The sequence below is a fragment of the Streptomyces sp. NBC_00193 genome (assembly GCF_026342735.1).
GTDB lineage: Bacteria > Actinomycetota > Actinomycetes > Streptomycetales > Streptomycetaceae > Streptomyces > Streptomyces stoeckheimensis.
Genome location: NZ_JAPEMM010000001.1, coordinates 2109580 through 2123079 on the forward strand (window position 1 = coordinate 2109580; position 13500 = coordinate 2123079).

At 74.0% G+C, this 13500-nt stretch carries 10 protein-coding genes and 1 pseudogene; 5 read left to right on the top strand and 6 right to left on the bottom strand.

The window, feature by feature from the left end:
* Positions 1 to 133 precede the first annotated feature (133 nt).
* A complete protein-coding gene (locus OG898_RS09035; protein ID WP_266956049.1) occupies positions 134 to 1060 on the top strand; it encodes a hypothetical protein in 927 nt (308 codons plus the stop codon).
* A 213-nt stretch (positions 1061 to 1273) separates the two neighbouring features.
* Here OG898_RS09035 and OG898_RS09040 read toward each other — a convergent pair whose 3' ends face one another.
* Positions 1274 to 2998, bottom strand: coding sequence for a long-chain fatty acid--CoA ligase (locus OG898_RS09040; RefSeq protein WP_266956051.1), 1725 nt, complete (start codon positions 2996 to 2998; stop codon positions 1274 to 1276).
* 167 nt (positions 2999 to 3165) lie between these two features.
* Between OG898_RS09040 and OG898_RS09045 the strand changes: the two genes are divergently transcribed.
* The gene (locus tag OG898_RS09045) at positions 3166 to 4182 is read left to right on the top strand and encodes an AraC family transcriptional regulator (protein ID WP_266956053.1); all 1017 of its coding nucleotides are present in this window, start codon (positions 3166 to 3168) and stop codon (positions 4180 to 4182) included.
* 21 nt (positions 4183 to 4203) lie between these two features.
* Here OG898_RS09045 and OG898_RS09050 read toward each other — a convergent pair whose 3' ends face one another.
* Both OG898_RS09050 and OG898_RS09055 read right to left on the bottom strand, forming a co-directional pair.
* Positions 4204 to 4482 carry a hypothetical protein gene (locus OG898_RS09050; protein ID WP_266956055.1) on the bottom strand — a complete coding sequence of 93 codons (279 nt, stop codon included), beginning with the start codon at positions 4480 to 4482 and terminating at the stop codon, positions 4204 to 4206.
* 254 nt (positions 4483 to 4736) lie between these two features.
* Positions 4737 to 5231 (bottom strand): hypothetical protein, encoded by a 495-nt coding sequence (locus OG898_RS09055; RefSeq protein ID WP_250740973.1) that lies wholly within the window; start codon positions 5229 to 5231, stop codon positions 4737 to 4739.
* Between the two features lie 215 nt (positions 5232 to 5446).
* Between OG898_RS09055 and OG898_RS09060 the strand changes: the two genes are divergently transcribed.
* The gene (locus OG898_RS09060; RefSeq protein ID WP_250740974.1) at positions 5447 to 6625 is read left to right on the top strand and encodes a lipase family protein; all 1179 of its coding nucleotides are present in this window, start codon (positions 5447 to 5449) and stop codon (positions 6623 to 6625) included.
* Between the two features lie 55 nt (positions 6626 to 6680).
* Here OG898_RS09060 and OG898_RS09065 read toward each other — a convergent pair whose 3' ends face one another.
* Entirely contained in the window at positions 6681 to 8261 is a 1581-nt protein-coding gene (locus OG898_RS09065; protein ID WP_250740975.1) for an alpha/beta hydrolase, read from the bottom strand.
* Positions 8262 to 8369: 108 nt separating this feature from the next.
* Between OG898_RS09065 and OG898_RS09070 the strand changes: the two genes are divergently transcribed.
* Positions 8370 to 10196 carry a serine/threonine-protein kinase gene (locus OG898_RS09070; RefSeq protein WP_266956058.1) on the top strand — a complete coding sequence of 609 codons (1827 nt, stop codon included), beginning with the start codon at positions 8370 to 8372 and terminating at the stop codon, positions 10194 to 10196.
* Between the two features lie 21 nt (positions 10197 to 10217).
* Here the strand turns inward: OG898_RS09070 and OG898_RS09075 are convergent, their stop codons facing one another.
* Entirely contained in the window at positions 10218 to 12101 is a 1884-nt protein-coding gene (locus OG898_RS09075) for a long-chain fatty acid--CoA ligase (RefSeq protein WP_250740977.1), read from the bottom strand.
* Between the two features lie 210 nt (positions 12102 to 12311).
* Between OG898_RS09075 and OG898_RS09080 the strand changes: the two genes are divergently transcribed.
* Positions 12312 to 12935 carry a DinB family protein gene (locus OG898_RS09080; RefSeq protein ID WP_266956059.1) on the top strand — a complete coding sequence of 208 codons (624 nt, stop codon included), beginning with the start codon at positions 12312 to 12314 and terminating at the stop codon, positions 12933 to 12935.
* Positions 12936 to 12952: 17 nt separating this feature from the next.
* Here the strand turns inward: OG898_RS09080 and OG898_RS09085 are convergent.
* Positions 12953 to 13443 (bottom strand): annotated as a pseudogene (locus tag OG898_RS09085) (amino acid transporter).
* Between the last annotated feature and the right edge of the window lie 57 nt (positions 13444 to 13500).

Here is a 13500-nt window from a genome sequence, read left to right on the forward strand (position 1 = left end):
CAGACGCTTCACCTACACACCGTGCGTAATTTTCTTCTTGCAGCCCCGCCAAGCCCCGACAGGCAACAGTCCGTCAGGCAGAGGAGGTGCCGTACAAACCTTCCTCCTTCGATCACCTGCCACGGAGTTCCCCATGTCGATCCGCACCCGCTCCCGCCGTCAGACCCTCCTCCGCTCCGCCGTCGCCACCTCCGCCCTCGCGGGAGCCCTGCTGGCTCCGGGCACCGCCTTCGCGGCCGGGGCCCCCACGACCGGCACCCCGAAGGCCGACGCCTCGGTCCAGGGGCTGGGCGGGGAGCTCGTCAAGCACCTCGTGCTGGCCAACGGCACCAAGGCGGACCTGTGGAAGAAGGGCAAGGCCTCGTACTGGCTGGACGTCTACTCCGAGGGCAGCAGCCAGCTCGGTTACATCACCGTCGGCGGTCCGGGCGAGCAGACCGAGGACGGCGAGCAGATCGCCGGGATGTGGGTCACCCTGAACAGCAAGGGCCAGGTCCAGTCGTGGAAGAACCCGGCGTCGCTGGGCTTCGCACAGGGCGGCAGCGAGACGCGTCAGGGCTGCACGGTGTCGTGGCACATGGCCACTCCCTTCGACGGCCTCAGCCTGGAGCTCTCCAACGGCCCCGCGGGCCCGGTCGCCACGCTCATCCGCCAGAACGGCACCGGGAAGGTGGCCACGCTCACCAAGGCCAACCCCGTCGCCCTCTCCGGAGGCGCCCGCATCAAGGCCGCCGACGACCCGCTGACGCCGCAGTTCCAGATGCGCGTCGACGGCGGTGTGATCCCGTGGCTGGGCTACAACTTCCCCGCGCCCCTCAAGGACTGCGGCGTCAAGCCCTCCACCCCACCGGCCAAGCCCTCCGCCACCCCGAAGCCCGCCGTCTCCGCCCACGGCGGCTCGCAGACCGTCGTGGTCCCCAAGGGCGGCGTGGCGGCCGGCGCCGAGGTGGCCGGCTCCCCCAACAGCGCGTCCGCGTGGACCGCGGCCGGAGCGGGTTCCGCGGTGCTCGGCGCCGGCGGCTTCCTCCTGCTCCGCCGCCGCTCGGCCCGACAGCGCTGAGGCCCCCCGCCCGGCTCGGCAGCGCCGAGCCGCACCTGCCGCCCCCGTGAGGCCCCCCGGCCTCACGGGGGCTTCCGGGGTGCTCCGGGGGCTCCTGGCGGCGTCCGGGGGCTCCGGCCCGTCCGGAGACCGGCTGGGAGGGATGCCACGGGGGTGCGACCCACGCAGCCGCCGGCCGGCCAGCAGTCCCCGGAGCACCCTGACCGGTCGCCCCTACCCGTACAGCTCCTCGATCTCGCGCGCGTACCGCTCCGCCACCGCCCGGCGGCGGAGCTTCAGGGTCGGGGTGAGGGTGCCCGCCTCCACGGTGAACTCCCCGGGCAGGACCCGGAAGGCGCGGACGCGGGCCGGGCGGGAGACCGTGGCGTTGGCCGCCTCGACCGCTTCCGCGACGAGGGCCCGTACGGCAGGGTGCTCGCCGGGGGCGGCCGGGTCCAGGGTCACCGCCTCGCGGGCCGCCCAGGCGGCGATCTCCTCCGCGTCCAGGGTGATCAGGGCCACCGGGTGGGGGCGGCGGTCGCCGATCATGACCGCGCGGGAGACGTAGCGGGAGCGCTGGACGGCGAACTCCAGCTCGGTGGGGGTGATGTTCTTGCCCGCCGAGGTGATGATCAGCTCCTTCTTGCGGCCGGTGATGGAGAGGTAGCCGTCCGGGTCGACCTCGCCCAGGTCACCGGTGTGCAGCCAGCCGTCCGGGTCGAGCGTCTCGGCCGTGGCCGTGTCGTTGGCGTGGTAGCCCGGGAAGATCATCGGGCCCCGGGCCAGCACCTCACCGTCCTCGGCGATGCGGACCTCGCACCCGGCGATCGGGCGGCCCACCGATCCGTAGCGGATCCCGTCCGGGTGGTTGAGGCTGATGACCCCGCCCGACTCCGTCATGCCGTAGCCCTCGAAGACCGCGATCCCACAGGCCCGCAGGAAGTCGAGGGTGGCCGGGGCGATCGGGGCGCCGCCCGTCAGCGCCCATTTCAGGCGCCCCCCGAAGGCTCCTCTGACCAGGGAGTACAAGGTCTTCCCGGCAGCCTCGTACGCCGCGCGGTCCGCATCCGGGAGGCGCCCCTCGGAGGCCAGCAGCCCGAGCCGGACCGCCTCCGCGAAGCGCTCCGCACCGCCCTCCTGGGACTCCGCGAGGGAGAGGACCACGGAGTGCAGCTTCTCGAACAGGCGCGGCACGGACGGCAGATGGGTCGGGCGGGCCTCGGCGAGCTCGCCGATGACGTCCTCGATCCGGCCGCCGAAGTAGCAGAGCTCCCCGCCCTCCAGGAGGGTGGTGAACTGGATCAGCTGGGCCAGCAGGTGGGCGAGGGGGAGGTAGAGGTACGTGGAGTCCCCCGGGCCGCCCTTGATCAGCGGGAGGGTGGCGTCCTGGATCGCGCCGAGGTTGGCGTGCGTGAGGCGGCACCCCTTGGGCAGGCCGGTGGTGCCCGAGGTGTACACGATGGAGGCGTCGGCCGCGGGGTCCACCGCCGCGGCGCGGGCGAGGAGTTCGGCTTCCGGCGCCGGGCCGGGGAGGGCGCGCAGCCCGTCCATCTCCACCACCGCGCGCAGCCCCGGGAGCTTCGGGCGCAGCGCCTCCACCCGCGCCGCCTGCGCGGCGTCGTCGCAGACGACCACCACGGCCGCGGAGTCCGACAGCACCCAGGCGAGCTCCTCCTCCCCGGCCGTCGGGTACACCGGCACGAGGACGGCCCCGGCGGCCAGGACCCCGAAGTGGGTGTACGTCCACTCCGGCCGGGTCTCCGCGAGCACCGCGACGCGCTCGCCGGGGGCGACCCCCAGACCGAGCAGGGCGCGGCCGGACTCCCTTACACGGGTGCGCAGTTCGGCGTAGGAGACGGTGCTCCAGCCGCTCTCCCCGCCCTTGTGGCGGAGCGCGGTCTCGGCCGCGTACCGCTCGCCGGTCCACTCGGTGAACACCGCCAGCGTGCGCGGGCGCACGGCTCGGTCCGTCCCATCAACCGATTCGATCGGGTCCATCGGGCTCATCGGGCTCGCCTCCCCCTGGGGTCGTACCGATGACGCTAGGCACCGGGGAGGCGTCCGCGGCATGACCGGAAGCGTCACCCCCGCTGACCTCAGCGCTCATTGCGGCTACCGTCGGACCCATGGGGAGGCGGACGGTCACCGTGCACCACGTGCGTGCCGTGCTCGCGGGGGCGCGCGGCAGCGGGCTCGACACCGTGCCGCTGCTCCAGGAGGCGCAGATTCCGCCGCTGCTGCTGGGCGACGACCGGGCGCGGGTCACGCCCGCGCAGTTCGCGCGGCTGTTCCGGGCGCTGTACCGGGCGACGCATGACGAGTTCCTGGGCCTGTCCACCGTCCCCAGCCGGCCCGGGACCTTCGCGATGATGTGCAGGGCCTCCCTGGGCTGCCGCGATCTCGGTGCGGCGGTGGAGCGCTCCGCCACTTTCTACGGACTGTTCCCCGGCGGGCCGGAGCTGGCGCTCGAAGTCGAGGGCGGGCAGGCGTGGTTCATGGTGCGGAACGAGTTCGCGCGGGACGAGGAGCGCTTCCTCACCGAGTGCGTGCTCGCCATCTGGCACCGGCTGAGCAGCTGGCTGATCGGCCGGCGCATCCCGCTGACCCACGCCTCCTTCGCGTATCCGGCGCCGCCGCACGCGGAGGAGTACGAGCTCCTCTTCGACTGTCCGGTCCGCTTCGGCGAGGCCCGCACGGGCGCGGCCGTGGCCTTCGACGCGCACTGGCTGACGGCTCCGCTCGTACGGGACGAGGCCGCGCTCGACGCGATGCTCCGGCGGGCCCCCTTCGACCTGCTGTCCCGGCCGGCCTACGGGACCACGGTCGCGGAGCAGGTCCGCCGGACCCTGACCCAGGCCCTGCGCGGCTCGCCGCGCCTGCCGGAACTGGGCGAGGTGGCGGCGCGCCTGGCGGTCTCCCCGGCCACGCTGCGGCGGCGGCTGCAGCAGGAGGGCACGTCCTTCCAGCAGTTGAAGGACCACGTGCGGCGCGATGCGGCGATCGCCGGCCTGGCGGAGAGCCGCGAACCCATCGCGGAGCTGGCGGCCCGCCTGGGCTTCTCGGAGGACACGGCCTTCCACCGCGCCTTCCGCCGCTGGACGGGCACCACCCCGGGTGCGTACCGCATCGCGTCGGGCGGCTGAGGCGCCCGACGCCCGCGGCTGCTAGCGGGTCGCGCCGGGGACCTGGAGGGTGAACAGGCCGCAGTCGCAGCCGCCGTTGCCCGTGGCGCAGGAGCCCTTCGGGGTCGTGGCGGCGGCCGGGGCCGGGGCGGAGCAGCCCGTGGTGGCGGCTTCGGCGCAGGTGTTGCCCGCGCAGGAGCGGCAGGCGTTCATCTCGCAGCCGCGGCAGGCGGAGGCGGGGGCGTTGCAGCCGCGGCAGGCGCTGACCGCGCAGGTGGCGCAGGCCGCGCCGGCGACGTCGCAGGAGGTGCAGGCGTTCATCTCGCACGCGGTGCAGGCCGACGCGGGGGCCGTGCAGCCCCGGCAGGCGCTGACGCCGCAGGACGCGCAGAGCTGCGTACCGCTGCCGCACCCGCCCCGCTCGGTGCGCTCGCCGCGGTCGCAGGCACGGGCGCCGCGGGCGCTCGGGGCGGTCCGGCCGTCGCGGCGGAGCGTGCCGATCTCGGCGACCGGCCGCCCGACCTCGCCCGCGCGGGTCGCGAGGCCCGCCAGGCCCGCCAGGCCCGCCAGGCCCGTCAGGACCGCCGCCGCCCCGGCACCGCCGCCGCCAGCGCGGCGAAGAGCACCACGACCAGACCGAGCGCCGCCAGGCCCAGCGCCGCCAGGTGGACGATGGTGATCCACAGCGCCGGCTTGCCGTACGCCCGGTCGCCCAGGGCGCGGGCCTCGCCCTTGTACGTCGGCCCGTCCGGGCCACCGCGGTCGATCTCGTCCGCGTACGCGTACAGCGTGCCGGCCCGGACCTTCCCGTCGGCGGTCCTCCACTCCACACCCTCGCACGTGGCGCTGGCGCGCCCCGAACCGCCGCCGCGGCCCACGACGACCATCGACCCGCAGTTGCTCCGGAGTTGGACCGTGACCGGATCGGCGAAGGCGTAGGCGGCGCCCCAGCCGGCGGGCTGCTGGGAGGCCATCCCGACGAAGAAGAACGCGGCGATGCCGATCCCGGTGAGGACCAGGCCCAAGGTTGCCCGGTTCTTGAACCTCTGCGCGCGCGTTGCGACCGCCACAACTCCCCCAAATGGTGTGTTCATGCCAAGTCCGATGCTCCGCATGGCTGAATTCCACCCTGCGTGTCGCGCGTTTGTACCGCACCCGCGGCCACCCCGACAAGGTGGCCCGGGGCCAGGAAAGCTGAGCTGTGCGGTCAGCGACGTTCCTACCGGTCGGTCACTACCTTCTCCTCACCTACCACCCCCACCCGGACCCTTGGGAGAGCCGCCCCATGCGCATCCGAAGCTCAGCACTCGCCGCAGTGGCCGCCCTGGCCCTCTCGGCCGCGATCCCCGGCACGGCCGACGCCGCCCAGGAGAGCATCACCACCTCCGAGGCCGCGGAGACCGCCGCCCGCCCCGGCGACATCGTCAGCAGCGCGCCGTCCGCGTTCCACCCGCTGCCCGGCCAGCCCACCAACACCAGGGCCTGGAAGATCCACTACAACTCCACGACCGCCGACGGAGCCCCCAACGTCGTCTCCGGCACCGTCATCGTCCCGCAGGACGGCCGCACCGGCCCACGCCCCCTGATCACCTACGCCGTCGGCACCGTCGGCCTGGGCGACTCCTGCGCCCCGAGCAACAACCTCCCGTACGGCACCGCCATGGAGGCCAACCTCATCCAGCAGCTCACCCTGCGCGGCTGGGCCGTCGTCGTCACCGACTACGAGGGCCTCGGCACCCCCGGCGTGCACACCTACACCGTCGGCCCCTCCGCCGGCCACGCCGTCCTCGACGCCGCCCGCGCCGCCACCCGCCTCCCCGAAGCCGGGCTGTCGGCCACGACGCCCGTCGGCATCATGGGGTACTCCCAGGGCGGCCAGGCCAGCAGCTGGGCCGCCGAGCTGCAGGGCTCGTACGCACCGGAGTTGCAGGTCAAGGGCACCGCGACGGGCGGGGTCCCGGCCGACCTGCTGAAGGTGGCCGACTTCAACAACGGCTCCTACGGCTCCGGCCTCATCTTCATGGCCGCCGCCGGCCAGGACGCGGCCTTCCCGGAACTGAAGCTCGACTCCTACCTCAACCCGGCCGGCAAGGTCCTGGTCGGCGCCATGAAGGACAACTGCGTCGCGATCGACGCCATCGCCGGCTCCTTCAAGCGGATCTCCGACCTGACCACCCGCAACCCGCTCGCGCAGCCGGACTGGCAGGCCCGCCTCAACCAGAGCAAGCTCGGGCGCACCGCCCCGGCCGCGCCCGTGTTCCAGTACCACGCGCTCGGCGACGAGCTCATCCCGTACGCCGTCGGGAGCCGGCTGCGCTCCGACTGGTGCGCGCGGGGCGCGAACCTCGAATTCGACACCATCTGGATCGGCGAGCACGTCAGCGGCGTCATCACGCAGTCCCCGGCAGCCGCCAACTGGCTCGCCGACCGCTTCGCGGGCCGCTCGTCGCACCCCAACTGCTGACCCGGCACCGGCTGTTGCTGCTGCCCCGTCCGGGAGGGAGCCGTGTTCCGCGGTCTCACTCCCCGGCGGGGCAGGAGCGCGTCCCGGAGGGCAGGCGGCCGTCGATCAGGAAGTGGTCCACGTACCCCTGCACGCAGCGCGAGGCGTCGTACCCGGTGTGTCCGTCACCCTTGTAGTCCACGATCACGGTGTTGCCGAGCCGCTTCGCCGTCTCCTCCGTCCACTCGTACGGGGTGGCCGGGTCCCCGCGCGTACCGACGAGCAGGATCCGCGGGATCCCGGCAGGGCGGTCGATCCTGCGGATGAAATCGGTGCCGGCCGGGCGCCCGTAGCAGGCCAGCACCGTCATCAGCTGGCGCGGCCCGAAGATCGGCGAGGCGGCCAGGAAGAGCGGCTGGAGCTCCCCCAGCTCCTGCGCGACGGCGGCCGGCGAGGCCTTGGCGTCGCCGCGGTCCGGGTCGTCGGCGCAGTTCACGGCGACGAGCGCGGCGGCCGCGTTGTCGGCGGGCACGGCGACGGCGCCGGCCGCCTCCTCCCGGGGCGGCGGCGGGTCGTCCGGACCGCCGAGCTGCATCAGCCCCACGGGGTCACCGCCCCGCTCGACCAGGGCGAGCGCGTCCGCGAGGTCGGGCCACCACTTCTGCGAGTACAGGGCGATCGCGATGGCGTCGGCCACGTCCTGCCCGGTGAAGCGCAGTCCGCCCTCGCCGGTCAGCGGCGCTGCGTCCAAGCGGGTGACGAGGGCCTGGACCTTCTCCTTGGCGGTACGGGTGTTCGTGCCGTAGACGCAGTCCTGCCGGTGGGCGCACCAGACGAGGAAGTTGTCCAGCGCCCTCTGCTGGCCGACCGCCGACAGCAGGGCCTGCTCGCCGAGCGGCTCGGTGAGGGTGTCGACCCCGTCGAGGGCCATGCGGCCGGTGTGGCGCGGGAACAGCGCGGCGTAGACGGCGCCGAGGCGCGTGCCGTAGGAGAACCCGAGGAAGTCGAGCTTGTCCTCCCCGAGGGCCTGGCGCAGCAGGTCCATGTCGCGGGCCACGCTGACGGTACCGACGTACGGGAGCACCGGCCCGGAGTCGAGCGCGCAGCGCTTGGCGACGGCGCGGAGCGCGGCGAGCTCGGCGGCGGGCCCGGTGGGGGCCGCGTCTCCCGCCGGGGCGCCTCCTCCGCACGTGATGGGGGCGCTGCGGCCGACGCCGCGGGGGTCGAAGGCGACGAGGTCGTAGCGCTTGTTGAGCTCCGCGAAGGCATTGGGGTCGGCGGCGAGGGTGGAGATGCCGGGGGCGCCGGGGCCGCCGAAGTTCATCACGAGGGAGCCGAGCCGCTTGCCGCCGGGCGCGGTGGCGGGAAGCTTGGCGACGGCGATCCGGAGCGTGCCCGGGCCGGCGCCCTTGCCGTTGCCTTCGTGGTCGAGCGGCACGGTGAGGGTGCCGCAGCGCATGCCGGCGGGCACGGGCTTCTCGGGGCACGCACCCCACTCGATCCCCGTACGCGCGGGCGCGGGCGCGGGGGCCGGACCGGGCACGGCGGCGAGCAGGGCGCCGGCCAGGGCGGTGCCGAAGACTCCGCTGCCTATGCGGGTACGGGCCCGCGCGGGCGAGCCGGAGCGGGATCGGGATCGGGAGCACGAACGGTGCACTGCACCCTCCTGGAGCGGCCCCCCGGACCAGTCAGCTCACCATAAACGCGCCCCGCACGACCCGCCCCGCGAACATAATCGGATCCGGGCGATCGAGGGGGCGCGCGCATGCGCGAGCGGGACGTGCTGGTCGAGCGGTACGAGCTGACCGGGTTACTGGGGCGGGGCGGCTTCGGCGAGGTGTGGCGGGCCTTCGACACCCGGGTGCGCCGGACGGTCGCGATCAAGATCGGACATCCGCGGTCGGTGGAGGACCGGGAGCGGTTCGCCTCCGAGGCTCACCTCGCGGGCACCCTCGTCCACCCGTGCATCGCGGCCCTGTACGACTACGGCGAGGCGCAGTACGAAGGACGGCCGCTGGTCTACCTGGTCATGGAACTCGTGGAGGGCGAGACCCTCGCCGCCGTCCTTGGCCGCGGGGTACCGCCCACGGCGTCCGCCCTCGTCTGGGCCCGGGACGTCTGCGAGGCGCTCGGGGCCGCGCACGAGCGGGACGTGGTGCACCGGGACATCAAGGCCCTGAACGTGATGATCACCGGGTACGGCGGTCCGGGCACGGGCCGTGCGAAGGTGCTCGACTTCGGCATCGCCAAGTACCTGCACCAGCCCGGCCTCACGGCCACGGGCCACGTCATCGGCTCGTTCGAGTACATGGCGCCGGAACGCCTGCTCGGCGCCCCCGCCGTCGACGGACGGGCCGACCTCTACGCCCTGGGCTGCCTCCTGATGCAGCTGCTGACGGGCCGGCTCCCCTTCCCCGCGCAGGACATCGAGGCGCTGTCCTACGCGCACGCCCACACGGCGCCGCCGCCGCCCAGCTCGCTGCGGCCCGGGCTTCCTCCCGGGGCCGACCGGCTGGTGCTGGACCTGCTCGCCAAGGACCCGGCAGAGCGACCGGCCGGGGCCGCGGAGGTGATCGACCGGCTGAACGCCCTGATCCGCGGGGACGAGGAGCCGCCCGCCGCCCGCGACGCCGCCGGCACGCGCGACGCTCCCGGCACGCGCACCCGCATCCGCCCGGCTGCGGCGGACGACGACACCGCGCGCCCGGTCCTCGTCGCGCGGCTCGACCGGATCCTGGCCTCGGGCCGCACGGGCGCCGGCCCGGACTTCGTACGGCAGCTCGACCTGCTGATCGGCGACCTCGGCGAATCCCTCGGCGCCGACGACCCCCTGACCGCCGAGGCGGGCTACCACCGTTCCATGTACCTGTGGCAGTCGGCGGGCGACCCGACGGAGCTGGAGCGCGTGCTCCCCCGGCTGCTGGGCGTCCTGGGCCCCGAGGACCGGCGGACCATCGACGTGCAGGCGGTGCTGGCCGGCTTCGCCGCCGCGCGCGGGCAGGTCGACGGCCGGCCGTGGCTCCCCGTGCTCAGGGAGGTCATCGAACGCTCCACCCGGGTGCTGGGCGCCGACAGCGAGATCACCCTGATCGCCCGGCTGGACCTCGCGGAGGCCCTGGACCGCGAATACGACGGCCGTGCCAGGCCGTTGGCCGCCCCGCGAGAGCGCACCTGGGAGCAGTCGGCCCGCCGCCGGGACCTGCTCGCGCCGCTGCTGCCCGACCTGGTGCGGGGCCTGGGCCCGGACGACCCGCGGGTCCGCGAGGTCACGCTGCGCCTGGCCCTGGACAGCTACGGCCTCGGCGTGTACCGCGAAGCCCTGCCGTACTACGAGCAGTTGCTGCCGAGCAGCCCCGCCGGTCTGGTGAGGACCCCCGTGGGCCTGCGGATCCAGCACGCCCACTGCGTCGCCGAGTCCGGGGACCCGCGGCGTGCGGTGGCCCTCTTCGACGCCGTGCGCGAGCTCCTGTACACGCGGGGGGACGCGCAGTCCGTCCAGTGGGACAAGCGGGCGCGCTCCCTGCGGTCGGACGCGAAGAAGATGCAGCGGCAGCAGGGCGGCGGCGGCCTGCTGGGCCGCCTCCGCGGCTGACCCCGGGGCCGGGCCCGCCCGTCAGGGCCGCCGGTACAGCGCGTCGATCTCCCGCGCGAAGTCCCGCGCGACCGCGCCCCGCTTCAGCTTCAGCGAAGGCGTCAAGTGCCCCCGCTCCTCCGTGAAGTCCCATTCCAGCACCACGAACCGCCGGATCGACTCCGCCCGCGACACCAGCCGGTTCGCCTCGTCGACCGCCCGCTGGAGGTCCGCCCGCAGTTCCTCGTCGTCCACCAGCTCCCTGATCGGCACGCCCACCTTCTTGTGCATCTGCCGCCAGTGCTGGAGCCCTTCCGGTTCCAGGGTGATCAGCGCGGTGACGTAGGGCCGGTTGTCGCCGACCACCATGCACTGGCCCACCAGCGGATGGGCCCGCAGCCAGTCCTCCAGCGGGGCGGGGGCCACGTTCTTGCCGCCGGAGGTGATGATCAGGTCCTTCTTCCGCCCGGTGATCGTCAGGTAGCCGTCGTCGTCGAGCTCCCCGATGTCCCCCGTGGACAGCCACTGCTCCCCGCCCACCGCCACGCCGCTGTTCCAGTACCCCGCGAACACGTGCGGCCCGCGCAGCAGCACCTCCCCGTCGTCGGCGATCCGTACCGCCGTCCCCGGCAGCGGCCACCCCACCGTGCCCAGCCGGGGCCGCAGCGGCGGGGTGACGGTCGCGGCCGCGGTCGTCTCCGTGAGCCCGTAGCCCTCGAAGACCTCGATGCCCGCGCCCGTGTAGAAGGCGGCGAGGCGCTTGCCGAGCGGGGAGCCGCCGCTCAGGATGTACCGCACGCGCCCGCCCAGGGCCGCCCGGATGCGCCGGTACACGAGCGGCTCGTACAGCGACCGGGCCATCCGCAAGCCGAACCCCGCCCGCTCGCCCTCCGCCAGCTCCCCGAAGCGGCGCGCGATCCGCGCCGCGCGGTCGAAGGAGGAGGCCCGGCCCATCTTCTCGGCCGTCGCCCGGCCGGTGTTGTAGACCTTCTCCAGGACGTACGGGATCGCCAGCAGGAACGTCGGCCGGAAGCCGGCCAGGTCGGCGAGGAGGTCCTCGCTGCGGATGCTCGGCGCGTGGCCCAGCTTCACCCGCGCCCGCATGCAGCCGACGGCCACCATCCGCCCGAAGACGTGCGACAGCGGCAGGAAGAGCAGGGTCGAGGCCGGGTCCTTGCTGACCGACTTGAAGACGGGGTGCAGCAGCTCCACCGCGTTGTCCACCTCGGCGAAGAAGTTGGCGTGCGTCAGCACGCACCCCTTGGGCTGCCCCGTCGTCCCGGAGGTGTAGATCAGCGTCGCGACGGACTCCGGCGCGCACCCGGCCCGCCGGGCCGCCACGACCTCGTCGGGCACGTGCTCCCCGGCCTTGACCAGCCGGGCCACGGCCCCCGTGTCGAACTCCCAGAGGTGGCGCAGCCAGGGCAGGTTGGCCCGCTCCGAGCTGATGATGCGCGCCTGCGCGGTGTCCTCGACCGCGCAGGCGACGGCCCCCGAGTCCTGGATGATCCAGCGCGCCTGGATCGCGGAGGAGGTCGGGTACACCGGTACGGTGATCAGCCCGGCCGCCCAGCCCGCGAAGTCGAGCAGGGTCCACTCGTAGGTGGTCCGCGCCATGATGGCCAGCCGGTCGCCCGGCCGCAGCCCCTCGGCGATCAGCCCCTTCGCGACGGCGAGCACCTCGCCGGCGAACTCGGCGGCCGTGACGTCCCGCCAGGTCCCGTCCCGGTCCTTGCGGGCGAGTACGGCTTCACCCGGCGCCTGCCGGGCATTGTCGAAGGGGATGTCCCCGAGGGACCCGCGGACCGGCACCGGCGCCAGCGGCGGCACCCACACCTGGCGCACCCGCCCCTCGATCACGGTCTTGACGGGCTCGACGAGCTTCGGCGGACTGACGACCCTCACCAGGCTCGATTCGGCGGTCACGGCATGCCTCCCTGGCCGTACGGAGTGTTACCGCCGGTAATTTACTTAGCGGTAACCACCCCTGAACACCCCTGCGCCCGCCTTTTCACCGTTGCTCCACGGCACGCCGCCCACACCCCCACCTCGCGCGCACTCCCGCCACTCCCGCCACTCCCCCGGATGCCGCGGAAAGCCGGTGCCCGAAGATCATCCGTCCGGAAGACTGCTCCCATGACTGCTCCCATGACCGCTCCCCTCACCTCCCCCGACCCGGGCCCCAAGGCCGATCTCCACTTCTACCTCCAGTCGGCCCGCGAGGCGCTGCTCTGGAAGCTCGAAGGCCTTTCGGAGTACGACGCCCGCCGCCCGCTCACCCCGACCGGCACCAACCTCCTCGGCCTGGTCAAGCACGCGGCCACCACGGAGCTGGGCTACCTCGGCGACACCTTCGACCGCCCCTCCGGCGAACCCCTCCCCTGGGTCGCGGAGGACGCCGAACCCAACGCGGACATGTGGGCCACCGCGGACCAGTCCCGCGCGGACGTCATAGGCCTCTACCACCGCGCCTGGGCCCACGCGGACGCGACGCTCGACGCCCTCCCCCTGGACACGATCGGCACGGTCCCGTGGTGGCCGGACCACGACAACAAGGTGACCCTCCACCACGCCGTCGTCCGCATCATCTCCGACACCCACCGCCACGCCGGCCACGCCGACATCCTCCGCGAACTCCTCGACGGAGCGGTCGGGATGGAGAAGTCCAACACCAGCCTGCCGCCAGAGGACGAGGCCTGGTGGCAGGCCCACCACGCCCGCCTGGAGAAGGCGGCCCGCGAAGCGGACGAGGCCCCTTAGGCGGCCCGGCCCGGGTCTCAGAAGTGGGTGGCGATCCCGAAGGCCCACCGGAGCCGGGCCATGTCGTGCCGGTCGCGGTCCCTGGGCTCGTAGCCCTGGTGGAAGCGGACCTGCTGCTCGGCGGACAGGCAGGGCACGGGCGTGCCCTCGATGGCGCCGGTCACGAAGCAGGACGACGGATAGACGAAGGGGCGCCCCGGTTCGAGCGACGCCTGCACCGCCGGGCCGTCGTCGGCGAAGACGAGCGGATGGAGGTCGATCTCCCGGCCGTCCGAAGCCGTGACGACGAACCGGACCGGCCGCCAGTTCAGGCTCTCCTCGAAGCCCGCACCGGAAAGGGCCGCCATCACGACGCCCTCCTGGTCCTGCCGGTGCATCAGGTCAGATCGCCGTGCTCGCGGGTCTGCACACCGACCAGGGCGTCGATCCCCCATCCTCCGCCGACCCAGACGTCCGCCCCCGCCCGCCGCAACAGGGCCAGGACGGACAACACCTCTTCAGCCGTCATTACGTGACGCAGGCTAGGAGCGTCCGCCCCGGACGTCCTTCCGCGGCTCCGGTCCGG

Coding starts and splice junctions, on each gene's coding strand:
- OG898_RS09045 (WP_266956053.1), top strand. CDS start 3,166: ATGGGGAGGCGGACGGTCACCGTGCACCACGTGCGTGCCGTGCTCGCG.
- OG898_RS09050 (WP_266956055.1), bottom strand. CDS start 4,482: ATGAACGCCTGCACCTCCTGCGACGTCGCCGGCGCGGCCTGCGCCACC.
- OG898_RS09070 (WP_266956058.1), top strand. CDS start 8,370: ATGCGCGAGCGGGACGTGCTGGTCGAGCGGTACGAGCTGACCGGGTTA.
- OG898_RS09035 (WP_266956049.1), top strand. CDS start 134: ATGTCGATCCGCACCCGCTCCCGCCGTCAGACCCTCCTCCGCTCCGCC.
- OG898_RS09060 (WP_250740974.1), top strand. CDS start 5,447: ATGCGCATCCGAAGCTCAGCACTCGCCGCAGTGGCCGCCCTGGCCCTC.
- OG898_RS09080 (WP_266956059.1), top strand. CDS start 12,312: ATGACTGCTCCCATGACCGCTCCCCTCACCTCCCCCGACCCGGGCCCC.